Here is a 25124-nt window from a genome sequence, read left to right as displayed (position 1 = left end):
CGTTCGGAGCTCCATGATTCCGCCGACATGACGGTCGAGCACGGGCGCTGATCTCCTTCCGACGCACTGGGAATCAGGGCAGCAGGCCCCGGCGTCGGGCGACGACAACCGCCTCATGCCTGCTGTGCACCTCCAGCTTGCGCATGGCGCTGCGCAAATATGCTTTGACGGTTTCGGGGAGCAGCGACAGGCGCCTGCCCGCCTCGGCGTTGCTGCAGCCGAGCGCGACCTGGGCGAGCACGTCGAGTTCACGCGGAGCCAGCGGCGAGATCAGCTCGGACTTTCGTTGCACGCCGAGACGGGCGAGCCGCTCGCAGGCCTGCCGCAACCGATCACGGAGCTCGGTGTCCTCCATCGCCTGAGCGATGCTGCGGAACTCCGTGTGCAGCTCGCGAACCTCCTCGGCAGTCACCCGGTCGCGATCATTCATCAGCTCGTCGCAGGCAGCCGTCTGCAGCAGCTGCACCCGCCGGTCGACCTCGTCCCGAAGCGAGATTTCACCGGCCAGCCGCCGGGAGGCATCCACCAGGGCATCCACCGCACGATCTCCCAGCGGCAGCACGGCACGGACGGCTCCGTAAAGCACACCGCGTACCGAACCGTGCACCGTGACCGGTGCGGCAACGACCGAGCGAATTCCTTCACCGAGCACGGGACGGTCGTAGTCGTGGGTGATCGACTTCGCCGTTCCGTAGTCATTGACCGCAGCGGGGTGCCCGTACGCCACAACGTGGCCGCCGAGGCCGGCGCCGGGGAAGACGCTCAGTCCGCGCAGACCACTGGTGCGTGCTCCGAGGAACTCCGAGAGCCGCAGGGCACCGTTCAGGACCTGACCACCGAAGACCAGGGGAACTTCGGTGCGTCGCTGCACCGACCTGAGGGCTTGCCGAAACGCGTCCGCGTCATCGGGACGCATCAATGGGTGTCGCGTCTGCTCCATCGCTCCCTCTCCCCATTTTCGGGGGTAGTGAACCACTCCTGTGATGTGGAGCATAACCCGGTGGTGTCACGGTCCGGGGCAGTGACCGCAGTGCGGTAAGGCGGTCGCCGTGCCACCAGCAGAGAGTCGAGAGCCGCCCGAACCGGCGGTGCGGAGAGGAGCCCTTCGTGAACGACGGCACAGCAGACGCAGCATCCGCCCGCAGCGCGGAGTTCCGGCGGATGCGCGAGTTCCTGCTGACGCACCGGGAGGACTACACACGGGCATATGCCGGTTTCCGCTGGCCGGAACCGGCCGAGTTCAATTGGGCGTTGGACTGGTTCGACGCGCTCGGCACGGAACCGGAATCGGCCGACCGGCCCGCGCTGTGGATCGTCGAGGAGGACGGTTCGGAGATGAAGCTGTCCTTCGCCGAGCTGTCCCGGAGATCCGATCAGGTGGCGAATTGGCTCCGCAGGCAAGGTGTGGGCCGAGGCGACCGGGTGATTGTGATGCTCGGCAACCAGGTCGAGCTGTGGGAAACCATTCTCGCGGCCATGAAGCTGGGGGCGGTGCTGATCCCCGCCTCGACGATGCTGGCAGCAGCGGACCTGACCGATCGGGTGCAGCGCGGCAACGCCAAGCATGTCGTGGTTCGCTCGGCGGACACGGCGACATTCGAGACCGTGCCCGGCGAGTACACCCGCGTGGCGGTGGGCGCGCCGGTCGAAGGGTGGCTGAGCTATGCCGATGCGTATTCGGCCGAGCAGCAGTTCACACCGGATGGTGGGACCAAAGCCTCGGATACGGTGCTGCTGTATTTCACCTCCGGTACCACCGCACAACCCAAGCTGGTCGAACACACCCATACCACCTACCCGATTGGGCACCTGTCGACCATGTACTGGATCGGGCTGGAGCCCGGCGATGTGCATCTGAACATCTCCTCCCCCGGCTGGGCCAAGCACGCGTGGAGCAACGTGTTCGCGCCGTGGAACGCGGGTGCCTGTGTGTTCATCCACAACTACACACGGTTCGACCCGCAAGCCCTGCTCGGGCACATGCAGCGCTGCGGGGTGACGAGTTTCTGCGCACCACCGACGGTGTGGCGGATGCTCATCCAGGCCGATCTCACACAGCTGGCCGCACCGCCCACCAAGGTGGTGGGCGCGGGGGAGCCACTGAACCCGGAGATCATCGAGCAGGTCCGCCGGGCCTGGGGAGTCACGATCCGGGACGGGTTCGGCCAGACCGAGACCACCGTGCAGATTGCCAACACCCCCGGCCAGGAAGTCAAGCCCGGCTCCATGGGGCGTCCGTTGCCGGGCTTCACCATCGCCCTGCTGGATCCGGCCACCGGCCAACCGGGTTCGGAGGGCGAGCTCTGCCTCGACCTGAGCCTGCCGCCGCTGGGGCTGATGCTCGGCTACCGGGATGACCCGGAGCGCACCGCCGAGGTCATGCGCGACGGCTACTACCACACCGGCGATGTGGGCAGCCGGGATGCCGACGGATACATCACCTACACGGGACGTGCCGACGACGTGTTCAAGGCCAGCGACTACCGGATCTCGCCGTTCGAGCTGGAGAGCATACTGCTGGAGCACGAGGCGGTGACGGAGGCCGCCGTGGTTCCCTCGCCGGATCCGGTGCGCCTGGCGGTCCCGAAGGCCTACGTCACGCTGACCGCGGACCACCGGCCCGACCGTGACACCGCCTGCTCGATCCTGGGGTTCGCGCGGGAGAACCTGGCCCCGTACAAACGAATCCGGCGCCTGGAATTCGCCGAGCTGCCGAAGACGATCTCCGGCAAGATCCGTCGCGTGGAACTGCGCGGCATGGAGGACGAGCGGAACCGCGAGAACGGCCCGGTTGAAGGAGAGTACTCCGACACCGACTTCCCCGAACTGCGGACATGAACCCCCGCGCATTGAGCGGTGCCTCCGGTTGGCCTCGGGCGGGCTCGGAAGTTTCCCCGAAAACTTCCGAGCTGCCCACCACATCGGCGGACGGTGATGGGAGGCGAGGCGTACTCGAAAATCGCAGGGATACATTCCGTACCCGCTATTGGGTAGACTCACCGACATGCCGATAAGCACCCGCCGCTCTCGGCCGGACGGCCGTGCTACTCGGTGGGCGGGTCAGCACGAGCGCCGTCGGGCGGAGTTCGTCGACGCGGCGCTCGCCGCGATCGCCGAGCACGGACCCGAGGTATCGACCGAACAGATCGCGCAACAGGCCGGGGTGGCTCGAACCCGGCTGTACAAGCACTTCGGCAGCGCGAGTGACCTGCAGCGCGCTGTCTCACAACGGGTCACCGAACTGCTCACCGAGGAATTCGCGCCGGTATGGCACCCACAGGGCTCGCCGATGCGAATGATCACCATGGCGGTCGAGACTCACCTGCGTTGGCTCACCGAACACACCCACCTTTACCGTTACCTTCTCCGTTGCTCGCCTGTCGCCGAAACCACCGGTACAGGCAGCTTCACCAACATCAAGACCACCCTGGGCAGGCACCTCACCCGGTTGTTCACCGAGTACCTGCTTGCCTTCGAGCTCGATCCGAGCCCCGCGGAGACGACCGCCTTCGGCTTGGTCGGCTACGTCGAGTCCGCAGGCACACGATGGCTGGACAACCCCGCGGGCATCAGCCGGGAGGCTCTCGTCGAGCAGCTCACCGGAGCGATCTGGACGATCCTCGATCACGTCCTGCGCTCGGGTGGCGTCGAACTTGATCCGCACCGCTCGCTGCCGCTTCCGGACGACTTGACGCGAAACGGCTGCGGCGATGCAGCACGGCAGTCGTAGCCACTACCGAGCCTCCTGCACGGTCCGAACGAAGCCACCGCGTTTGTTCGCCGGGTGTGGACGAACACATGCGGCCTGTTGCCGACCGGAGACAATAGGGCACGTCCAGCTGCCGATGGCTCAAGAGTAGGTGGAGCAGTGCGTAACGCCGAAGGATCGCCGGCTGAGGGAATGGGCCCCTCCGACCCCCGGTTGCGGTTGTCCATCGGCCGGCGTCCCCGCGACCTCCTCCGGATTCTCGTTGCGGGCGGACTGCTCACGGTGAGCGTGCTGCTGGCCCTCGTCCCGGCCAACCCGGTCGAAATCGCGATCTCCCAGCAGCTGGCGAGGATCCCCTCGGTATCGGACCCGGTGTGGATCGTGCTGACCTGGTTCGGTTCCTGGGTGGGCATCGCCGCAGTCACCGCAGTCGCCCTGTATCTCAAATTCATTCGACTGGGCCTGCTCTGCGCGACAGCGGGCGGTGTGACGTGGGTGCTCGCCGAAGGGATGCACTGGCTCCTGGGCAACCGTCCGATATCGGCACAGTCACTGCTCACCCCCATGACCGAGTTCGACTTCCCCGCCACGAGCGTGGCCATCATGGCCGTACTCACCGTGGTTGCCGCACCGTATCTCGGTGGCCCCGTGCGTCTCGTCGGCTGGGTGCTCACCGTGCTGATCGCCGTGGCGGAGATTCACCTGGGCTACCACCTGCCGTGGGACGTGGTGGCCGGTGCGTTGCTCGGCTGGGGCGTGGGCACGTTGTTCCATCTCGTCTGGGGCGCTCCCGGCCACAAGATCTCCGCGGAGGTCGTCCGCCGGGAGCTGGAGATGTCCGATTTCGGCCCCGTGTCGGTGACCGCGCTCAAATACCGGTTGCTGGAACCGCGCCAGTTTTCGGTGTCCACCGAGAGCGGGGAAACATTCCGGGTGAAGGTGGTACGCCGTCTGCACCGGCGTGCCGGGATCCTGTACAAGGCCAGCCGCGTGCTCGCGTTGCTCGATGTGCAGGACGAACCGCGGTTGGCAAGCGCCCACCACGAAGTCGAGCACGAGGCCTATGTCACGCTGCTGGCCGAACGGGCGGGGGTGCGCACTCCTGCTGTCGTACTGGCCTGCGACGTGAAGCACGCCCCACCTCTGCTGGTGCACCGGCAGGTCGATGGCGGACGTCGGCTACCGCAGCTTTCGAGCAACGAACTCGATGACGAGTTGCTGGAGGCGATCTGGGCACAGATCGCGATACTGGCGGAAGCAGGCATCGCCCATCACGACCTGCGGACCAAGAATCTCCTCATCGACTCCGAACACCGTCCCTGGCTGCTCAACTTCACGTTCAGCCAGGCAGGGGCCGGGGCGGCGCGCCGCGCCCAGGATCTTGCCGAGGCACTGGTCTCGCTGGCCTCGGTGGCCGGTATCGACCGCACGGTGACCACCGCGATGCGAGCGCTGCCGATCGAGCAACTCGAGGCAGCGCTGGTGAACCTGCGCCCCCTTGCCCTGCCGCGGCGGATTCTGGCCCAGCCCGGTGCGCACCGTTACCTGCTGGCCGAGCTGCGCGAGACCCTCGCCGACCGCATTCAGTGCCCGATCCCGGGTTTCCGCTCCCCCGTACGGCCGGTCACCATCGTCGGACTGCTCCTCATCGGCGCCGCCATTTACCTGCTACTGCCCGAGCTGTCGAGCTTCGGAGAGGTGCTGGAGGCACTGCGGCATGCCCATTGGGGCTGGCTGGCGGCCGCGGTGGTCGCCGGAATCCTGGCGATCCCGATGTCGGCGGTGTCCATCCTCGGCTCCAGCCGGACTCCCCTGCCGTTCTGGCGCACGACCGCGGTACAGGTGGCCGCCGCGTTCACCGGGCGCACCACACCGAGCGGCGCCGGTTTCTTCGGCATCAACATCATCTACATGGAGCGACTGGGCCTGCGCCGATCATCAGCGGTCGGAGTCACGGTGTTGAACCAGGCAGGCACGGGGGCGGTGGCGGTCCTGCTGGGCATCATCGGCTTCTTCGGAGTCGATACGTCCGGCGTGCCGCGCAACCTGTCGATTCCAACCGGTTGGCCGGTCGTACTGACGATCAGCGCGATACTGGTCCTCGTCGGTGCCCTGGCCGCATCACCGTTCGGGCGCCGTCGGATCGTCCGGCCTTCACTGGAGGTCGCCGGTGAGCTGCTCGAGACGTTGCGCCACCCGGTCCGTGCCGCACAGCTGTTCGGTGGGGGATTCGGCTACCTGATGATCTCCGGCCTCGGCCTCGCCGCGAGCCTGGCCGCCCTGACCACGAGCTTCTCACTGCCTGCCGTGCTCACCGTGTTCGTCATCGGCAACACGCTCGGCCATCTCGTACCGGCACCCGGCGGACTCGGTGCGGTGGAGGCCGCACTGATCGCAGGCCTCAGCGCAGTGGGGATCTCACCGACCGCCTCGGTGACGGCCGTGCTCACCTCCCGGCTGTTGACCTACTGGCTCCCCATCCTTCCCGGTATCGCGATGTTTCGATACCTGCAGCACCACAACATCATCTGACCGCTCCGATGGTGGGTGTACTCACCGGGGATGCTGCTGGCCCGGGTACCACCAGCCCTGCGGTGGAGAGGCCCTTGCCGCTCGACCGGGACCGGAATCTCCGGGAATGTCGATACGCAGGCCACGCGCACCGGCGATCCGACCGATGTCCGACGGTGCCACAACTCCGACGAGCTCACCGGCACGCAAGACCAGTGCGTACCCTCCTGCTTCCTTGGTCAACCGGGGAAGCACGACCGCCAGCGGCTCGTCCGGTTCGGCTACCGGAACCTGCTCCGCGGGACAAGCGACTTTCTCCAGTGGAGTCACCGCGCGTGCCTGCTCCGGGACCTGCCCGAGCCGGTTGACGGTGGTCAGTCCGTCGAGTCGCCCGGCCGCGTCCAGCAGCGGGACAGCATCGTGTCTTCGCTCGAACCCGCCGGCCCGCAGAAATCGCTCGACAGTCAGCCGCCCGTCGACGGCTTCGACAGGGCCGGACATCGCATCGCGCACGTGTACCTCGGCCAGTGCCACACCGATCCGCGCCTGCTGCTGTTCAGCCGATGCCGCACTCGCGACGAACCAGCCCAGCAGCACCCACCACAGTCCCTCGGCACCACGGGTCAGCAACTGCACGAAGCCCGCGGCGGCCAGCAGGAAACCGAGGCCACGCCCGGCCCGCGCCGACCATACGGCGGCCTTGAACCGATCACCACGCCATGCCCACAGCACCGCCCGCAGAATCCGTCCGCCATCCAGCGGCGCCGCGGGGGCCAGGTTGAACACCGCCAGCACCAGGTTGAGCAGAGCCAGGTATCCCAGCACGACCACGACCACGTCGTTCACGCCGCTCCATGCCGAGACCCATACGGCCGCGCCGAACAGCACCGCCAACGCCACGCTGGCGAGCGGACCGACCACCGCGATGCGCAACTCGGCCCCCGGGCTACGCGCCTCACCCCGCAATCGCGCAACCCCGCCCAGCAGCCACAGGGTGATGCCCTCCACCGCCACTCCGTTCCTCCTGGCCATGACGGCATGCGCCATCTCGTGCCCCAGCAGCGAACCCACCAGGAGCACGGCAGCGGCCACTCCTCCGAGCGCGTAACCAACCGTCGAATGGCCGGGTAGCACGACAGGAAGCTGATAACCACCCAATCCGGCAGCCACCAACACCACGATGCCCACCACGCTCCAGTGCAGTCCGATCCGCACTCCGGCGATGCGCCCCAGCCGAATCGTCTCCTTCATCGCCGCACCTCGCTGTATCGCCGGAGTCGAGCCCGGCCCAGCCGGAACTCCCGAGCCACTTCTCCGGGGATTCCCCGATCCCCAGGCGCACTCACCTCCGCGGGTACCGGATATCCCTGCTGCACACTTGCTCCCCGGCGGGGACTGTCGCTCGAGCGGTCGGAAGAGAGCCGGTAAGCGGAATGGATGGGCAGTATCACCGGGTTGAGCCGGTATGGCCGGGTTCTCGTCGAGGTAGAGGGGCGGCGCGGTGTGGGTCCTCGTGTTGGCTCTGCTGGCGGCGGCGCTGTCCGCGCTGAGCGCCGCCGGTGAGCAGCGCGCGGCCTCTCAGCTGGCGGGCACCATGCGGCGCGGTCAGCGGCGTGGGGTCGGCCTTCCCGCAGCCGTACCGCCGTTACAGCCGGCCGTGGAAACTCGCCTCCGCACATCACGCAGGCGAGTCGGATACGGCGTCGGCTTTGTGATCGCGTTGTTGACCAGTCCGCTGTGGCTGTCGAGTTGGCTCCTCGACGCCTGCGGATTCTTTCTTCAAGCCGCCGCCCTGCACGTGGGTTCGATCTCGGCGGTGCAACCGTTGATGGTCACCACCCTGCTGTTCAGCCTGCCGTTGGCCGCACTCGGCACCGGCCGCCGCCCGGGGCGCGGCGGCTGGATCGGAGCGAGCATGATCTGCGCAGGCCTGGCACTGGTGTTGTCCACTCGGGCCCTGCCTGCCACCGACACCATCCACCGGGTCCCGCTCCTGGCCACGATGGGCACCGTGATTCTGGTTGCCGCGGTACTGGTGCTCTCGGGGCGCAACAGGGCACCGGTCCAACGAGCGGCGCTGCTGTCGGTGGCCGCAGGCGCATTGTTCGCCGTCGGCGCGGCCGTCACCAAGCTCGCTGCCGCCACCTTCGCCACCACCGGGTTCACCGGCCTGCTCACCAGCTGGCCCGGCTATACACTGGCCGCGGTTTCCCTGGCCAGCTTCTCCCTGCAGCAAGCCGCCTACGCCAGCGGCCCGTTGGCTCCCTCGGTCACCGCCATCGTCATCACCGATCCACTCGTCGCCTACGTACTGGGCGTGGCCGGATTCGGCGAGTCGCTACCCCGCACCGGTGGCACAGCGCTCCTCCTCGTCTCCGGCGCGATCATTCTCGGCTTCGGGGTGGCGCTGCTGGCGCACTCTCCGCTGCTGGCACGGCGGTCCGCGCACTGACGGAAGCCTGCCGGAGTCGGTGGGGACGCGCATCTCGCGATCCGGTGCCCGGAGTCGGCACCACACTTTGACACCTCTACCCCCTAGGGGTATATATAAACGGGGACGGGGTGATCGAACTTCCCCGCCGGAACCGAGGAGGACGCGATGCACGGCTACACCCAGGACAAGGACGAGTACGCCACGCGGCTGCGCCGTATCGAGGGCCAGGTCCGGGGCTTGGCCAAGATGATCGACAACGACCAGTACTGCATCGACGTACTGACCCAGATCAGCGCGACCACCAAGGCACTGCAATCCGTCGCGCTGGGCTTGATGGACGACCACCTCAAGCACTGCGTTTCCGAGGCCCTGACCGAAGGCGGCGACGCCGCCGACGAGAAGGTCCGCGAAGCCAGTGAGGCGATCGCCCGCCTGGTGCGCTCCTGAGCACACTCCCTTGCTCACCCCACGACACAGCACGAAAGGCCACACCCATGACCGAGGCGACCTACACCGTGACCGGAATGAGCTGCGAGCACTGCGTCCGGTCGGTGACCGAGGAAATCAGCGAGATCAGCAACGTATCCGATGTGGCAGTGGACCTGTCCACCGGCGCGGTCACGGTGACCAGTTCCGAGCCGATCCGTGATGCCGATGTGCGTGCCGCCGTCGAAGAAGCCGGGTACGAGCTGACAACCCCATAGACGGTGTCCGGCTGATCCTCCCCTGAGCGGGTCGGTCAATTTCTCGAGAAATTGACCAGCGCCTCCCGGAATCAGCCACCACACCACGGTGAACAGGAAGGACGCCATGAGCACCGATGCCGACCCTTCGACGACCTCGTCCGAACAGCAGGTGGAGCTGGCCATCAGCGGCATGACCTGCGCTTCATGTGCCTCTCGAGTCGAAAAGAAGCTGGGCAAGCTCGACGGGGTGACCGCCACGGTCAACTACGCCACCGAAAAGGCCAAGGTCACCTATCCGGACGGAATGGACCCGCAGCAACTCCTCGATCAGGTCGAAACCGCCGGATACACCGCCGCCCTGCCGCAGCCGACCCGTGCGGAGGTACCGCCCGCGGGTACCGACGAACCCGAGGACCCGACGAGGTCACTGCGGCAGCGGCTGACCGTCTCCGCGGTGTTGTCCGTGCCGGTCATCGTCCTGGCCATGGTGCCCGCGTGGCAGTTCACCTACTGGCAGTGGATCTCCCTCACGCTGGCCGCTCCCGTGGTCGTGTGGGGTGCGTGGCCGTTCCATCGGGCAACGTGGACGAATCTGCGCCACGGCACGGTCACGATGGACACCTTGATTTCCATGGGGACGCTGGCAGCGTTCGGCTGGTCGCTGTACGCGCTGCTGTTCGGCACTGCCGGGGTTCCCGGCATGACGCACGCCTTCGAGTTGTCCATCGAACGCACGAGCGGAACCGGCTCGATCTATCTCGAAGTGGCCGCCGGGGTGACCACGTTCATTCTGGCGGGCCGCTACTTCGAAGCCCGCTCCAAACGGCGTTCCGGAGCGGCGCTGCGGGCTCTGCTGGAACTGGGCGCCAAAGATGTCGCGGTCCTGCGTGACGGCGGGGAGCAACGCATCCCCACCGAGCAGCTCCGCGTCGACGACCTGTTCGTGGTCCGCCCCGGGGAAAAGATCGCCACCGACGGGGTGGTCGAGGAAGGCTCGTCGGCCGTGGATACCGGCATGCTCACCGGCGAATCCGTCCCGGTCGAGGTCCAGCAGGGCGACACGGTGGTCGGAGCCACCGTCAACGCCGGCGGCAGGCTTGTCGTCCGGGCCACTCGGGTCGGCTCGGATACGCAACTCGCCCGGATGGCCAAGCTCGTCGAGGACGCCCAGACCGGTAAGGCCCGGGTGCAACGGCTGGCCGATCGCATTTCCGCGGTGTTCGTCCCCGTCGTGATCGCCCTGGCCCTGGCCACCCTGGTCTTCTGGCTCACCACCGGGGCCACGGCCACGATGGCGTTCACCGCGACCGTCGCGGTGCTGATCATCGCCTGTCCCTGCGCGCTCGGGCTGGCCACTCCCACTGCCCTGCTGGTCGGCACCGGCCGAGGTGCCCAAATGGGCATCCTCATCAAAGGCCCCGAAGTCCTGGAGTCCACGCGGCGCATCGACACTGTCGTGCTCGACAAGACCGGCACCGTGACCACCGGTCGGATGGATCTGGTCGACGTGCATGTGATCGAGGAAACCGACGAGGCCCGCACGCTCGCGCTGGCGGGTGCACTGGAAAGCGGATCGGAGCATCCGATCGCTCAGGCCATCGCACGCGGTGCCCGCGAGCGAGCAGGGACCTTGCCGGCCATCGAGGAGTTCACCACCATCGAGGGGCTCGGCGTGCAGGGCATCGTCGACGGCCATGCCGTTCTCGTCGGCCGGACGAAGCTGCTGGAACAGTGGGGCGTCCGGGTGCCCGAGGAGTTGGAAACCGCCAAGCTGGCCGCCGAGCGGCAGGGCAGCACGGCCGTGGTCGTTGCCTGCAACGGGCAGGCCCACGCGGTGCTGACCATCGCCGACACCATCAAGCCCACCTCGCCCGAGGCCGTTCGCGGCCTTCGTGACCTCGGATTGCGACCGATCCTGCTGACCGGCGACAACGAGGCCGTCGCCCACACCATCGCCACGCAGGTGGGCATCGACGAGATCATCGCCGAGGTCCTGCCGCAGGACAAGGTCACGGTGGTCACCCGGCTGCAGTCCGAGGGCGGGGTGGTCGCCATGGTCGGTGACGGCATCAACGACGCCGCCGCACTCGCCCGGGCCGACCTCGGCCTGGCCATGGGCACCGGCACCGACGTCGCCATCGAAGCAGGCGACCTCACCCTCGTGCGCGGCGACCTGCGTGCTGCCGTGGACGCGCTCCGCCTGTCCCGCCGCACTCTCGGCACCATCAAGGGCAACCTGTTCTGGGCTTTCGCCTACAACATCGCCGCACTGCCCCTGGCCGCAGCGGGGCTGCTCAATCCGATGATCGCCGGTGCCGCCATGGCCTTCAGCTCCGTTTTCGTCGTCAGCAACAGCCTCCGCCTGCGCGGTTTCCGAACCGCCTCCACTCAGTGATCGGCGCCGAGGCTGCCTGCGAGCGCGGCATGACGCTGTTCACTGGACTCGTTCATCCCGGTGATGGTCAGCGTGGTGCCGCGCTCCTCGTACTTCTTGGTGATCGCATCGAGCGAGGCCACGGTGGAGGCATCCCAGATGTGGGCCTCGGACAGGTCGATGACCACGTTGGCCGGATCGCCTGCGTAGTCGAACTGGAACACCAGGTCGTTGCTGGAGGCGAAGAACAACTGGCCGGTCACACGGTAGATCTTCGTGCTGCCGTCGGGATCGAGCACACTGTCCACGGACACCAGGTGGGCCACCCGGTGAGCGAAGAGCACCAGCGCCACCAGGACGCCGACGACCACGCCGATCGCGAGATTGTGGGTGAACACGGTGACCGCGACGGTGGCCACCATCACCGTGGTCTCGCTCTTGGGCATCTTGCGCAGCGTGGTGAGTCGGATGCTGTGCCAGTCGAAGGTGCCCACGGCCACCATGATCATGACACCGACCAGTGCGGCCATCGGAATGAGCGCCACCACGGGCCCGAGCGCGACGACGAGGATGAGCAGGAACACCCCGGCGAGGAAGGTGGACAGCCGGGTGCGGGCGCCGGACTTCACGTTGATCATCGTCTGGCCGATCATGGCGCATCCGCCCATGCCACCGAAGAAGCCGGTGACGATGTTGGCCACACCCTGTCCCCAGGATTCGCGGGTCTTGTTGGAGTGGGTGTCGGTGATGCCGTCGACCAGCTTGGCCGTCATGAGCGACTCCATCAGGCCGACCAGCGCCATGGCGATCGAGAACGGGGCGATGATGGTCAGTGTCTCGACGGTCAGCGGAACGGAGGGAATGCCCAGCACCGGCAGGCTGCTCGGTAGTTCGCCCTGATCGCCGACGGTGGGCACGGTCACGCCCGCGGCGACGGTGAACGCGGTCAGCACGACGATCGCCACCAACGGTGCCGGGATCGCCGTGGTCAGCCGGGGCAGGACGACCATGATGACCAGGCCCGCCGCGAGCAGGGCGTAGACGCTCCAGGGCACATCGGCCAGATACGGCAGTTGCGCGGTGAAGATGAGGATGGCCAGGGCGTTGACGAACCCGACCATGACGCTGCGGGGCAGAAAGCGCATCAACCGGGCAACACCGACCGCGCCGAGCAGTGCTTGCAGTAATCCGCCCAGCACAACGGCGGCCACCAGGTACTCCACGCCGTGTTCCCGGGCCAAGGGGGCCAGAACCAGGGCAATCGCACCCGTGGCGGCCGAGATCATCGCGGGTCGCCCGCCGGTGACGGCGATGGTGACGGCCATGGTGAAGGAGGCGAACAGTCCGATCCGCGGGTCCACTCCGGCGATGATGGAGAAGGACACGGCTTCGGGGATCAGTGCGAGAGCGACGACGAGGCCGGCGAGAGCCTCGATGCGGAGGATGCGGGGTGAGAGCCACTCGGGGCGGCGGGGACGGGAACGTAAGACAGCAGGAAGCGACATCATCTTCTTTCGTCAGGAGTGGAAGCGAGGGACCCCAGATGAGAGCCACGCCGGTGGGGCTCACACGATCGAACCCGACCATACCCTTACGTCAGGGAAGTGATGGGAAAAATGTGATCCAGGTCGGTGTGTGACACGGCAAACAGGCGCTGCGCCCCGGTGCCGTATCCCGTCATCGTTGCAGGTCAGGAATTTTCCGGTTCCGCATCGTGCCGTTGCGGCGGAACGGAGGGTGGTGGACTGATGACGGTTGCGGCCACCACGACCGCCACGGGCAACAGGCACAGTGCGAGCAGTACAGGCCGGTAGGAGACGGTCCAGGATCTCCCCAGAGCGAGAATGACCGGACCGAATGCCGAGGCACCAACGGTAACCGAGTGCACAACGCCTCGGATCGCACCGAGGTGGCGCAAGCCGAAACAGCGCGGGAAGGCCACCGCTTCCAGCGTGCGGACACCGTTGTTGCAGACTCCGAGGGCGAGACCGTATACGGCAGCGGTCCAGCCCGGATGCACCCACCCGGCTCCGGCGGTGGCAGCGGCGAGAACGATCATCGTGGCGATGATGAGCACTCGGTCGGCGACGTGGTCGGCCAACCAGCCGAGCAGGAAGCTGGCGGCCAGACCTGCCAGGGTCTGCGGGATGAAGGTGGCGGCGGCTTCGGCGGCGGTGAGACCGCGCTCGCCGAGCAAGGACACCTGGTGGAAGTTCAACGCGGTGCTGACCAGGCTGCAGACTCCGACACCGCAGGCGACCACCCAGAACATGCCGGTCCGGACGGCTTCGGGCAACGTCCAGTCGACGAGCGGTAGCTGCTGCCGGGGGCGTGCGGCTGTCTCGGAGGACTCGCTCGTTCCTTCCGATTCGCCCGGCGCGGGGCCCCCACCGGTGGTGCCGCGGTCGGCTTGCGGGGCAGCACGAACAGCGCCGCGAGTCCGACCAGCACGAGCACCGCCACCCCCTCCAGAGCCCATACTTCACGCCATCCGAGATCCGTGATCAGGCTTTCCAGCAGGACCGGCGCCAGCGAGATACCGGCAGTGCCGATCGCGGAGGTGACGCCCATCGCGAAGCCACGTCGATGGTGCACGTAGACGGCCACGGCCGTGGTCGCCACCAGGTTCAGCGCACCCTGCCCACCGACGCGGATACCGATGAACGCCGCGGTCAAGCCGACGAGCTCGGTCACGGCGCTCGCGGCCAGCAGGATGAGCCCGAAGCACACACCGATGGCGCCCATCACTCGTCGAGGGCCGAAACGATCGATCAGGCGTCCCAGGAACGGCATGACCACGGCACCGGACAGCGAGCCGACCATGTACGCGGCGGAAACCGTCGTCCGGGGCAGACCCAGGGTCTCGATCAGAGGATCGACGAAGACCGACATCGCGGCGGTTTGTCCCGGCGCGGTCAGTGCCAACGCCACCGACGCGGAGGTGATCACCCGTGTCAGGTGGATGCGGGAGTGCCCGGTGTGTGGCTGTGCCACCGCCTTCGCCGAGGAATGATCGGAGGAGGTGGGCACAACCGGACTCCTGTTCGGCTTACGGGGACGGTCGAGGGCGGGTGTGCTCGATTCTGCTCAGTCCGTGTCGGCCACGACGTGGCGCAGGTCCAGCTCGGGGTGCAGCCGGATCAGTGACCGCAGGGCGATGTCATCGGTGAATACGGCCAGCGCCGATCCGTCGGAACGATCGAGCACTTCGCTGTTGCGGGTCTGCAGGGTCGAGCGCTGTTGCTGGTCGCCCACGAGACGAACGACGTGATAGGGCAATCGCTCGAGCTGGAGGGGAGCACGGAACTCGGTCTCCATGCGGTGGGTGGCCACGTCGAACTGCATGGGACCGACCGCCGCGAGCACGGGTGCGCCGTCGCCGCGTGCCTCCGAACGCAGTACCTGTATGACCCCTTCCTGGGACAGCTGCTCGATGCCGCGCCGGAACTGCTTGGAGCGTCCCGGATCGGTGGTACGCGCCACGGCGAAGTGTTCCGGGGCGAAGCTGGGGATACCGGGAAACTCGACCGCCGGCTTGCCGGTATGGAGAGTATCTCCCACCCCCAGGGCGGAAGCGTTGACCAGGCCGACGACGTCACCGGGGTAGGCCAGCTCGACGGTGTCCCGCTGTTGCCCGAAGACCTGTTGCGCGTACTTCGTCGCGAACGGCTTGCCCGTGGCGGCGTGCGTGGCGACCATGCCGCGTTCGAACGTCCCGGAGCACACCCGCGCGAAGGCGACCCGGTCACGATGCGCGGGATCCATCCCCGTCTGCACCTTGAACACGAATGCCGAGAACGGCGCGTCCAATTCCCGAGTGCGGCCCGCGACGTCTTCCCGGGGAGTCGGTTGCGGGGCGAGTTCGACGAGGAGGTCGAGCAGATGCCCGACGCCGAAGTTCTGTACGGCGGAGCCGAACAGCACGGGTGTCGCACCAGCTCGGGAGAAAGCGGGCACATCCATATCGCCCCCCGACGCCGACAGAAGTTCGGATTCCTCGACCGCACGCTGCCAATCCGCGCCGGCCTCCTCGGCCGCGTCCTCGGCGGCAATCCGGTGTTCGGGGGCGATCGTGGCGCCTCCCGCCGTACGTTCGAAACTGACGAACTCACCGGTATTGCGGTCCAGGACGCCGCGAAAATGGCCGGACTCCCCCACCGGCCAGGTCAGCGGCATCGGACGCAGTCCGATCCGCTCGTGTACCTCGTCACACAGCTCGAGCGCCTCGCGGCCCGGGCGATCCCACTTGTTGATAAAGGTGATCACCGGGATACCCCGATGGCGGCAGACGTCGAAGAGCTTCAACGTCTGCGGTTCCAGCCCCTTGGCCGCATCCAACAGCATCACTGCCGAATCCACCGCCGACAGCACCCGGTAGGTGTCCTCGGAGAAATCGGCGTGCCCCGGCGTATCCAGAAGATTGATCACGCAGTCGCCGTACTCGAACTGCAGGGCCGCCGACGTGATCGAGATACCCCGTGCGCGTTCCATGGCCAGCCAGTCCGAGACCACTCCGCGTCGACCGGCTTTGCCATGCACCGCGCCTGCCTCGGAAAGCACCCTCGCGTGCAGCGCCAGTGCCTCGGTCAAGGTCGACTTCCCGGCATCCGGATGGCTGATCACTGCGAACGTACGGCGCCGCCGGGCCTGCTGCACAGGGTCATGGCTGCCCTTCCCGGCGCCACTGTGTCCGGCATCTCGAGGCTCCGTCGCCGCGCTCACCACATCCCCCGATCCGCGCGCGCATCCTGCCGACGTTGCACCATCACCTCGTCGAACCTCCGTTGAACCCTACCTTCACGTTACAGAAACTTGCAGCGCACTCGTGCATCCGGCCCGATCATGCGATGCTGCACTACACCTCCGCACAGCGACCCTTCTCCCGGTGCCGCTCGAGTCGGAAGAGACCGGTTGTTCCCCCATGACCGAAGGCAGCTGCTCGCCCACAGCCCTCGATCAAGCACGCGGAGGCAACACAACACTTACGTTAGTGTAGTTTTTGACATCATGGAGATGTCGCACCCCCTGAACCGGCAAATCACGGAAGTGGACTCATGACCACGTCCGACACCCCGTCACCAGCCTCGACCAAGGCCCGGGGACTCCTGCTCGGGGCCGCCGTCGGCGATGCGCTGGGGGCTCCCTTCGAGGGTCGCCACAGTGTCGACGGCGCACAACTCGTGCGACAGGAACGCTCCGCCGAAGCTCTGCGCTATACCGATGACACCGCGTTGACCCTGGTTCTGGCACGTCATCTCGCCGAAAGGCGGGGCATGGTGGCAGTGGACGAGGACACGCTGGCCGGCCAACTGGCCCGGGAATGGCGCAGGGAACCATGGCGCGGCTACGGAGCAGGCAGCCGTGAGGTCTTCGAACGCGTTCTTGCGGGTACGCCGTGGGCGGAGGCGAGCAAGGTCTCCTTCGCCGGACACGGTTCCTACGGCAACGGAGCAGCCATGCGCGTCGCCCCGATCGCGCTGGTGTCCGCCGGACCGACGCATGCGGCCGAACTCGCACGCAAAAGCGCGGTGGTCACTCATGCCCACCGTCACGGGCAGGAAGGCGCAGCGCTGCAGGCATGTGCGGCTTTCCTCGCCTTGTCCAGCGACCCGGCGAGCCCGCTGAACAGGGAGGCGTTCCTCGGCAGGCTCGGCCACACGATCGAACACACCGAGTGGCAATCGCGACTCGATCAGGTGCGGAGGCTCATCGGCACGTCCTCACCCACGTTCGCGGCCTCGCAACTGGGCAACGATGCCACCGCAGTGGCCTCGGTCCCGCTGGCCGTCCTCGCGTTTCTCCAGTATCCCGACCGGCCCGCCGAAGCGATCCGATACGCGATCCGGGCAGGTGGCGACACCGATACCATCGCCTCGATGGCAGGCGCCCTGACCGCCGCACGCACCGGGGCACAGGCGATTCCGCCGGAATGGCTGGCCCGACTGGAAAGCGCAAGCGATATCGGCGACCTCGCCGACACGCTCGCCACGCGGACACCGTCCTCCCGGTAACCATCGACGAGGCGCTCGCAGGCTCGCTCACTGCTCGGCGAGATGCTCGCGCAGCGTGGCGGCGAAATCCTCGGCGACATGCAACTGTGCCCGCAAATCCCGGCACCGCTGCTCCGCCTTTTCCCGGAACTCGTGCAGTCGGTGCTGCTGAGTGTCTCCGAACTCGGCATCCTGCAGGGAGTCGAGAATCCCCAGCAGCTCCCGCATCTCGTCGAGATGAAAACTCAGCGGCTTCATCCGCTTGATCATCTCCAGTCGACGGATATCGGGCTCGGAGTACAGGCGGAAACCTCCCTGGCTGCGCGTGCTGGGCACCACCAGGCCGACCTCCTCGTAATAGCGGATCGTTCGCAACGACAGGCCGGTGCGCTCGGCGACCTCACCGATCTGCATGTGCCCGTCCACAGCTGCGTCCTTTCGTTGCCTGCACTGACATCGACGCCGGAAGCGACGACGTTGGACAGTGATTTTGACGCATGGCGGAATCCGATGCGCCACAGCCCTCCCAACCACCCATGCACCCCTCCCATGGGATCGGTATCACCGCGACCTGCCTCACAAGTTCCGGAGCGGCACTGTGCAAACGTGCGCGATCTATGGGAATACTTGCCCGAGATCCCCGTGGACGAGTGACTCTCGCTCGTCGTCCCCTCGAACCTCGCGTTCCTTCGCCGGAGCTTTCTCGTTCAGGAGTTTCCGGACGTATTGCCCCCGGGAAGGAACGGGTACCTCCCCGGATGTGGGAAAGCTGCGCAGCGAGGACGAGAGGTGCGTATGGACCCCGAGGTGCTGAACGAGTCCCTTCTTGCACACACCGGGCGCAAGCTTGGGCTCCGGGAGGCCACCGAAGGATACGCACAGGACATCCGTGCCACCGCGGAAGAACTCGCGGTGGCACTTGCGGAGGTGGACGTGGCCGACGACGGCGGGCGGATCTCGGTGCGATTGGTCGTACAGCCGGAACTCACCGTCGGGTGGACACCCACGGTGGGGTGGTATCTGGATACCGAGGACGGCAACCGTGCGTATCGGGTCACTCGTGAGGCCGACTCCGCGGGCGTGGTTCCGGCCCCGGATACCGTGGCTGCCTGGCTGAGCGTACTGGCCGCAGGTGACCGCAGTGGCCACGCCGAGTCTCCCGAGGAGCTCTCCGCCGATGACCCGGCGCTGCTGGAACTCCTGGCCACGCATGGCGCAGGCCATCCCAGCAGCGGGCCGTGAACAAGGAGCAATCCAACAGCACGGCTCGGTACACCCCAGCGGATCACGTCGACGGCTTGGCCCGCTTCGCAGTGGTGTCCCGCATCGTCTCGGTCAGCACATGCTCGACGACCTCATCGATATCGCGATGGCGCCGGAACACCGCGCGCTGCCGACTCGCACCGCTGCCCCTTGCACGCAGGATTCGTAACAGTCGGGTGATCAGGTGAAGGTCACCGAGTTCCTCCAGTCCCGGGCGCACGTGCCGCACCAGCCCGTCGAGCAGCTCCCAGGAGGGAATCACTTGTCCCGTCAGCACATCGAGACTCGATCCCTCGAGCCCGTCCCGCGCGGCACGCCAGCAGGACGCCTGCAGCATCTGTTCGTCGATCGGCTCGGCGGCTCTGCCACGTGCTATGTCCCGCAGCGCGATGACCGTCAGAGCCCGCACGAGTCCGGCGAGCAGGACCGCCTCGTCCGCGGTGGCGGCGGCGTCGGCGATCCGCACTTCCAGGGTCGGCATGTGTTCGGACGGCCGCACGTACCAGTAGAGCATGCCGAGATCCAGCACCATGCCCGAATCCTGCAGGATGTCGACGAGGGCGCGGTAATGTTCGACCGAGGTGAAATACGGGGGTGGGCACGCGGTGGGTAGGCGCGACCACAGGGCGGTCCGCCAGCTCGCGTAGCCGGTGTCGGCATTGCGGAAGAACGGCGAGTTGGTGGTGACCAGCAGGAGAGCAGGCAGCCACGGGCGCAGGTGGTTGCTCACCAGCAGCGCGGACTCCAGATCGAGCGTGCCGACGTGCACGTGACAGGCGCAGACGCCCTGGTCCTCGACGAGGGCCCCGTAACTTTCGTACATCCGGCGGTACCGCGGGGTGTCGGTCACCGGAGGTGGCCCCGCCTGACCGGTCGGCGGCGCGGCTATCGCAGCCAACCTGCGACCACGCTGCACAGCGGCAGCGGCCAGGTCCGTGCGCAGGTACGCCAATTTCCGGCGCAGTTCCTCCAGGTCGTGGCACACCGAACTGGAGGTCTCGATCTGGGAGGGAGTGAGCTCGAACTGCACCTCCCCCTCCTCCTGCCTGCGCCGGATGCGCGAAACAGCGCCCCCTTCTCCCGTGGGTTGCAGGCTCTCGGAGTCCAGGAGCAGAAACTCTTCCTCGACCCCCAGGGTGAGAATGGTGTGCTGCCCGTTTTCGGTCCGGTGGCCTGCGTCGGGACGACTCATTCGCCTCTCTCCGTTGATGGCCACACTCGGTACTGGACCGAGCGAAACGGCGACGTACGGGCGTGCACCTCCGTCTTACCCGTGCGCAGGCGAAGGCAATCACTCCAGCGGGTTCCGGGCCATTCTTGACGCCCGTTCCTACCTGGCAGGATGCGGTCATGGACTTCGACACCGCCCGGATCCGCTCTCGTTTTCCCGCCCTCGCACGCGGTGTGGCGTATTTCGACGGCCCCGGAGGCTCTCAGGTGCCTGCCGAGGTCGCGCAGGCGGTGGCCGACACGATGTGTGCGGGCATCGCCAACCGCGGCACGGTCACGGCCGCGGAGCAACGAGCCGAGGCCACCGTGGTCGAGGCACGGCAGGCGGTGGCCGATCTGCTGGGCTGCTCTCCCGCAGGCGTCGTTTTCGGCCGCTCGGCGACGCAGCTGACTTTCGACATGGCTCGAGCGCTGGCCAAGCAGTGGGCGCCCGGAGATGAGGTCATCGTCACCGGACTCGACCACGACGCCAATATCCGGCCGTGGGTGCATGCTGCACACGCAGCAGGCGCGACCGTGCGCTGGGCGGAGCCGGACTCCGACACCGGTGATCTGCCGGTGGAGGCCGTCACCGCCCTGCTGTCGAGACGCACCCGGGCCGTTGCCGTCACCGCCGCGTCGAATCTGCTGGGGACCAGGCCCGACATCGCGGGGATCGCGCACGCCGCGCACGAGGTGGGCGCGCTGGTCCACGTCGATGGTGTCCATCTCACGCCGCACGCTCCGGTGGATGTCGAGGCCTTGGGCGCCGATATCTATGTCTGCTCTCCGTACAAGTTCTTCGGGCCCCACCTGGGCGTCAGCGTCGCGGCACCGGCACTGCTGGAGAATGTCTTTCCCGACAAACTGCTGCCCTCGACCGATGCGGTGCCCGAACGCTTCGAACTCGGCACACTGCCCTACGAGCTGCTGGCAGGAACACGCGCCGCCGTCGATGTCATCGCCGATCTGGTGCCGACCGACGGCGACCGCCGCACACGCGTGCTCACGTCGATGAACGCCGTCGAGGAACACGAGGACCGGCTCCTGGGCCGACTCCTCGACGGGCTGGCCGGGCTCAACGGCGTCACGCTGCACGGCAGTCCGGCACACCGCACGCCCCTGGCGCTGTTCTCCGTGGCCGGCCGGTCTCCCCAGGAGGTCCACGAGCGGCTCGCCGAGCAGGGAATCAATGCTCCTGCCGGGAGTTTCTACGCACTCGAGGCATCCCGCTGGATGGGGCTGGGGAATACCGGAGCTGTGCGAGCCGGCCTCGCGCCCTACACCGATGACGAGGACGTCGACCGGCTGCTGACCGGCGTCGCGAAGTTGTGCCCGTGAACCGCGCAGTGCTGGTCACCGGCGGCCCGGCGATACCTCGGTGACCATGTCCCAGTCCTCACTGCCCAGCGGCCGGTTCACCGTGATGGCCGCATGCATGGAGGCGACGACCAAGGCGGGTACTTGCCGCGCGTAGCCACAGGCGCCGACGGTCGCATCACGGTGAGCGTTGCGCTCCTGGCACACCGGTAGCGGCGGCAGCACCAGTACCGCAGCCGTGGCCGCCGCGTGTTCCCGCGCGATACGCAGCAGTTTCTTGCGGTCCTTGGCGCGGGCATTGGTGGCGTCGACGATGACCGACCGTCCCGCGTCGAGATGGTCCGCCAGGTCGGCGTGCAGTGCGCCGATCGCACGCGGCGTGACCGCCTGGTCGGCCTCCTCGCCCCACTTGGACAGGCGCGCCCGGTAGGCGTCCAGGCTCAGCACGCGGGTGTGCTCGCCCAGGTGCGCGGCGTAGGTCGCCGCGATGGTGGATTTTCCCGAGCCGGGTGGTCCGACCAGGGCGAGCATGGCCGGGCCGGAGAGGCTCAACGGTGGTGTGGCCGTGTCGACCGTGAGTATCCGTCTCCTTTCCCGGCTCCTGCCGGGAGGTACTCGTCCGCCGCACACCGGCAGTTGTGCGGCGCGGTGCACGGCCGATAGTGCCTTTCCGGCGTGTTCGGGTCGTGGCTGATTCAGCAACCACCTACACCGGCCTACGACACGAATCCTAATGCGGGTCTTCGGGAGACTCGGTGATTTCCTCTTCCAGCTCGGCGATGAGCGCGTCGAACGACTCATCGTCGAATACGGAGCGGGCGTGCTCTTCGAGCTCGCGGCGCCGGTCACGCTCCTCGACGGAGGCCACGGCCAGCGCGTGCCAGAACTTCGCCAGCCGGGGATTTCCGATCTCGGTGTTGCGGGTGGCGCTGCCGAACAGCACACCTTCCGCGATCCGCCGCTCCGTATCGGAGAGACTGGTCAGGGCGGCACGCACGTCGTCGAAAGACATTTTGACTCGTTCACTTCCTGCAGCTGAGCGGCCACGGTGGCCGTCCCTTCGAGAGGGAAGCGCCGGAGACCCGAGGGCTCCGACTGCTGACAGAAATTGAACCCCGCATTCCTGATCGTTAGCTCGAACAGGTGACAGATCTAACTCTCTGTTACTGCAGTAGGTGACTGTATGCACGCACATCGGACACGATTCGGCACCGAAGAACGAATCGGCGCACCTGATCGTGCCAAGCCCTTCGAAGGAAATCGGCGCTGGTGCCGTGGTCATCGGTGGCTGCGTGCCTTGTGCCGGTACATGTCGCGATCGGCACGGTGCAGCAAGGCATCGGTCGAGGTTTCCGGGTCCCGCGTGGTGGCAAGTCCCACGCTGGCGCTCAGGTTGAGATGGTGTCCGGCGGCGACGACATCGGTGTTCAGGCATTCCTCGACCCGGCCACGAAGTGCCTCCGCCGTGGGAAGGTCCGTGATTCGGGCAAGCACGACGAATTCGTCACCACCGAAGCGGGCCACGGTGTCGTCGGGACGCACCACGTCCAGGAGTCGATGCGCTGCGGTGGTCAAGAGCTGATCACCCACCGTGTGGCCAAACCGGTCGTTGACCGGTTTGAGCTCGTCGAGGTCGGCCAGCACCACCGCCAGCAGATCTTCACCCTCGGAGAGTTTCGTGTGCTCCTTGCCGAGCCGATCGAGAAGCAGGGCACGATTGGCCAGACCGGTCAATGGATCGTGCAAGGCCATGTGTGCCAGGTGACTGTCCCGCATCCACTCGCCGCCGATGGTCTCGTACTGGCTGACCAGGTACGCCGGTTGCTCGTCGGCACCGGGCACCACGCTGGCACGAATCAACATCCAGATGGGATGCCCATCCTTGTGGCGGTAACGCTTCTCCAAGCTGACGGTGTCGTAACGGCCTTCTATCAGGTCGGCGAAATCGGCCAGTCCCTGCTTGCTCTCATAGGGGTAGGTCAGATCGGTGAAGTGCATGGTCAGCAATTCGTCTCGGCTGTAGCCGACCAGTTCGCACAACTTGTCGTTGACCTCCGTCCAATACCCGTTCAGATCAACCAGAGCCATGCCGATCGGAGCATTGGCCAGCGTTCGATGCCAGAGCAGCTCGGCCTCACGGCGGGCGCTGATGTCGTGGATCTGCGACAGGAAAAAGAGAGGTTTGCCATCGGAATCCCTGATGAGGGAGCTGTCGATGAGTGTCCAGACCTTGCTGCCGTCGGATCGCAGCAACCTTTTCTCCACCTCGAAGGTGTCCTTCCCCTCCGCAATCACCGTGTCGATGACATCGCGATCGAGCACCAGGTCCTCGGAGTGCGTGGTGTCGCGGGGAGGGTGATCGAGCAGGTACGTTGCGTCACGGCCGAGCAGTTGGCATAGCGCCGGGTTCACATAGATAACGCGAGCCTGCAAGTCGAGCACCACCACCGGTCCCGCAGCCTGCTCCAAAATCGTCTGCCATGGCATCTCGTTGACCACGGCCGAACCGCGCGTTGCCATGAACACACAGTAGCCCTCCAACCACGGCATCGCGCAAAGAACGAGACGCCGGCCGTGCGGGGCGGTGTGCTGCCGGATCGGATCACACTGCCGGCCGCACTGGTCGTACCCAGCGCAACTGTGAGAGCGCTCCACTCTGGGTATGTCTTTCGAGCGGAGGCACAAAAGAGACCCAAGGAGCAGCCCATGTCGAGCACACCGTCCCCGGCCGCCAACGCAGGCACCATCACCCTGGGCGGCGATCTCACGGTCAACCGGTTCGGCTACGGCGCGATGCGCCTGACCGGGCCCGGTATCTGGGGCCCACCGGACGACCACGACGCCGCGAAGAACGTCCTGCGCCGCGCCGTCGAGCAGGGTGTCAACTTCATCGACACCGCCGACAGCTACGGTCCCAACCTCAACGAGGAACTGATCGCCGAAGCCCTGCGCCCCTACCCCGCGGACCTGGTCATCGCCACCAAGGTCGGATTGCTGCGCACCGGCCCCAGCGAGTGGCATCCCTTCGCACGCCCCGACTACCTGCGCCAGCAGGCCGAAACCTCCCGTCGGCGCCTGGGCGTCGACCGGATCGACCTGTGGCAACTGCACCGCATCGATCCCGGTACTCCCGAACACGACCAGTTCGCCGCCCTCAAAGCCCTCCAGGAGGAAGGCATCGTCCGCCACCTCGGACTCTCCGAAATCGACGCGGCCACCCTGGACCGCGCCCTGGAATTCGGGTTGGACATCGCCACCGTCCAGAACCGCTACAACATCGTCGTCCGCGAGTCCGAACCGGTTCTGGAGCGCTGCGAACAACTCGGCATCGCCTTCATTCCCTGGTTCCCCATCGCCCAGGGTTTGCTCGCCGAGCCCGGCAATCCGTTTTCCGACACCGCCACCCGGCACGGCGTCACCACCGCCCAGTTGTCGCTGGCCTGGCTACTGCACCGCTCCTCGGCGATCCTGCCGATCCCCGGTACCGGCTCGATCGAGCACCTCGACGAGAACCTCGCCGCCACCTCGATCACCCTCAGCAACGAAGAGTTCGACGAACTCGACGCCCTCGGTCGCTCCGTGGCCCAGGAATTCGACGTGCCCGCAGGAGCATGAGACCACCCTCCGG

22 protein-coding genes are annotated in these 25124 nt (G+C 66.9%); 11 read left to right on the top strand and 11 right to left on the bottom strand.

Annotated elements, in window-relative coordinates; translation table 11 throughout:
- Positions 1–73: 73 nt before the first annotated feature.
- Positions 74–940 carry a helix-turn-helix transcriptional regulator gene (locus JOF55_RS22090; RefSeq protein ID WP_310277765.1) on the bottom strand — a complete coding sequence of 289 codons (867 nt, stop codon included), beginning with the start codon at positions 938–940 and terminating at the stop codon, positions 74–76.
- Positions 941–1161: 221 nt separating this feature from the next.
- Between JOF55_RS22090 and JOF55_RS22085 the strand changes: the two genes are divergently transcribed.
- The 3 genes from JOF55_RS22085 to JOF55_RS22075 all read left to right on the top strand — a co-directional run bounded on the left by JOF55_RS22085 (position 1162) and on the right by JOF55_RS22075 (position 6241).
- Positions 1162–2838, top strand: coding sequence for an AMP-binding protein (locus tag JOF55_RS22085; protein ID WP_374727582.1), 1677 nt, complete (start codon positions 1162–1164; stop codon positions 2836–2838).
- Positions 2839–3004: 166 nt separating this feature from the next.
- Positions 3005–3730, top strand: a complete 726-nt coding sequence (locus tag JOF55_RS22080) for a TetR/AcrR family transcriptional regulator (protein ID WP_310277759.1) — start codon at positions 3005–3007, stop codon at positions 3728–3730.
- A gap of 171 nt (positions 3731–3901) precedes the next feature.
- A complete protein-coding gene (locus JOF55_RS22075) occupies positions 3902–6241 on the top strand; it encodes a lysylphosphatidylglycerol synthase domain-containing protein (protein WP_310277756.1) in 2340 nt (779 codons plus the stop codon).
- 21 nt (positions 6242–6262) lie between these two features.
- Here the strand turns inward: JOF55_RS22075 and JOF55_RS22070 are convergent, their stop codons facing one another.
- On the bottom strand, positions 6263–7471 hold the full coding sequence (locus JOF55_RS22070) for a site-2 protease family protein (RefSeq protein ID WP_310277753.1): 1209 nt from the start codon (positions 7469–7471) through the stop codon (positions 6263–6265).
- 250 nt (positions 7472–7721) lie between these two features.
- On the opposite strand from JOF55_RS22070, the gene JOF55_RS22065 reads away from it, so the two are divergent.
- From JOF55_RS22065 to JOF55_RS22050, 4 genes are all read left to right on the top strand, one after another.
- Positions 7722–8672, top strand: a complete 951-nt coding sequence (locus JOF55_RS22065; RefSeq protein WP_310277751.1) for a DMT family transporter — start codon at positions 7722–7724, stop codon at positions 8670–8672.
- Positions 8673–8819: 147 nt separating this feature from the next.
- The gene (locus JOF55_RS22060; RefSeq protein ID WP_310277748.1) at positions 8820–9101 is read left to right on the top strand and encodes a metal-sensitive transcriptional regulator; all 282 of its coding nucleotides are present in this window, start codon (positions 8820–8822) and stop codon (positions 9099–9101) included.
- A 47-nt stretch (positions 9102–9148) separates the two neighbouring features.
- Positions 9149–9358, top strand: coding sequence for a heavy-metal-associated domain-containing protein (locus JOF55_RS22055; protein WP_310277745.1), 210 nt, complete (start codon positions 9149–9151; stop codon positions 9356–9358).
- A gap of 106 nt (positions 9359–9464) precedes the next feature.
- Positions 9465–11735 (top strand): heavy metal translocating P-type ATPase, encoded by a 2271-nt coding sequence (locus JOF55_RS22050; protein WP_310277743.1) that lies wholly within the window; start codon positions 9465–9467, stop codon positions 11733–11735.
- Here the strand turns inward: JOF55_RS22050 and JOF55_RS22045 are convergent.
- The 4 genes from JOF55_RS22045 to JOF55_RS22030 form a co-directional block, all read right to left on the bottom strand.
- Entirely contained in the window at positions 11729–13222 is a 1494-nt protein-coding gene (locus JOF55_RS22045) for a SulP family inorganic anion transporter (protein ID WP_310277740.1), read from the bottom strand. The two genes, JOF55_RS22050 and JOF55_RS22045, sit on opposite strands and share 7 nt — an antisense overlap.
- A gap of 182 nt (positions 13223–13404) precedes the next feature.
- A complete protein-coding gene (locus JOF55_RS22040) occupies positions 13405–13986 on the bottom strand; it encodes an MFS transporter (protein ID WP_310277737.1) in 582 nt (193 codons plus the stop codon).
- Positions 13929–14744: an MFS transporter gene (locus tag JOF55_RS22035; RefSeq protein ID WP_310277734.1), complete on the bottom strand. Its 816-nt coding sequence runs from the start codon at positions 14742–14744 to the stop codon at positions 13929–13931. Before JOF55_RS22035 ends, JOF55_RS22040 begins: the two co-directional genes overlap by 58 nt.
- Positions 14745–14801: 57 nt before the next feature.
- Entirely contained in the window at positions 14802–16436 is a 1635-nt protein-coding gene (locus JOF55_RS22030) for a peptide chain release factor 3 (RefSeq protein WP_374727325.1), read from the bottom strand.
- A 332-nt stretch (positions 16437–16768) separates the two neighbouring features.
- On the opposite strand from JOF55_RS22030, the gene JOF55_RS22025 reads away from it, so the two are divergent.
- Positions 16769–17725 carry an ADP-ribosylglycohydrolase family protein gene (locus JOF55_RS22025; protein WP_310277731.1) on the top strand — a complete coding sequence of 319 codons (957 nt, stop codon included), beginning with the start codon at positions 16769–16771 and terminating at the stop codon, positions 17723–17725.
- Between the two features lie 27 nt (positions 17726–17752).
- On the opposite strand, the gene JOF55_RS22020 is transcribed toward JOF55_RS22025, so the two are convergent.
- Positions 17753–18130 (bottom strand): MerR family transcriptional regulator, encoded by a 378-nt coding sequence (locus JOF55_RS22020; protein ID WP_310277726.1) that lies wholly within the window; start codon positions 18128–18130, stop codon positions 17753–17755.
- Positions 18131–18493: 363 nt separating this feature from the next.
- Here JOF55_RS22020 and JOF55_RS22015 point away from each other — a divergent pair, with 363 nt between their 5' ends.
- A complete protein-coding gene (locus JOF55_RS22015; RefSeq protein WP_374727324.1) occupies positions 18494–18946 on the top strand; it encodes a DUF6292 family protein in 453 nt (150 codons plus the stop codon).
- A gap of 43 nt (positions 18947–18989) precedes the next feature.
- Here the strand turns inward: JOF55_RS22015 and JOF55_RS22010 are convergent, their stop codons facing one another.
- The gene (locus JOF55_RS22010) at positions 18990–20159 is read right to left on the bottom strand and encodes a carboxylate-amine ligase (RefSeq protein WP_310277723.1); all 1170 of its coding nucleotides are present in this window, start codon (positions 20157–20159) and stop codon (positions 18990–18992) included.
- Between the two features lie 158 nt (positions 20160–20317).
- Here JOF55_RS22010 and JOF55_RS22005 point away from each other — a divergent pair, with 158 nt between their 5' ends.
- Positions 20318–21517: a cysteine desulfurase-like protein gene (locus JOF55_RS22005; protein WP_310277720.1), complete on the top strand. Its 1200-nt coding sequence runs from the start codon at positions 20318–20320 to the stop codon at positions 21515–21517.
- A 15-nt stretch (positions 21518–21532) separates the two neighbouring features.
- Here JOF55_RS22005 and JOF55_RS22000 read toward each other — a convergent pair whose 3' ends face one another.
- The 3 genes from JOF55_RS22000 to JOF55_RS21990 all read right to left on the bottom strand — a co-directional run bounded on the left by JOF55_RS22000 (position 21533) and on the right by JOF55_RS21990 (position 24016).
- The gene (locus JOF55_RS22000; protein WP_310277717.1) at positions 21533–22150 is read right to left on the bottom strand and encodes an AAA family ATPase; all 618 of its coding nucleotides are present in this window, start codon (positions 22148–22150) and stop codon (positions 21533–21535) included.
- 76 nt (positions 22151–22226) lie between these two features.
- Positions 22227–22508: a hypothetical protein gene (locus tag JOF55_RS21995; RefSeq protein WP_310277714.1), complete on the bottom strand. Its 282-nt coding sequence runs from the start codon at positions 22506–22508 to the stop codon at positions 22227–22229.
- Between the two features lie 266 nt (positions 22509–22774).
- Entirely contained in the window at positions 22775–24016 is a 1242-nt protein-coding gene (locus JOF55_RS21990; protein WP_310277711.1) for a PAS domain S-box protein, read from the bottom strand.
- 186 nt (positions 24017–24202) lie between these two features.
- Here JOF55_RS21990 and JOF55_RS21985 point away from each other — a divergent pair, with 186 nt between their 5' ends.
- Complete coding sequence (locus tag JOF55_RS21985; protein WP_310277709.1) at positions 24203–25111, top strand: aldo/keto reductase; 909 nt, start codon at positions 24203–24205, stop codon at positions 25109–25111.
- Positions 25112–25124 lie beyond the last annotated feature (13 nt).

Origin of the sequence: Haloactinomyces albus, assembly GCF_031458135.1 — a bacterium.
Lineage (GTDB): Bacteria > Actinomycetota > Actinomycetes > Mycobacteriales > Pseudonocardiaceae > Haloactinomyces > Haloactinomyces albus.
This window is presented reverse-complemented; position numbering and strand designations above follow the sequence as displayed.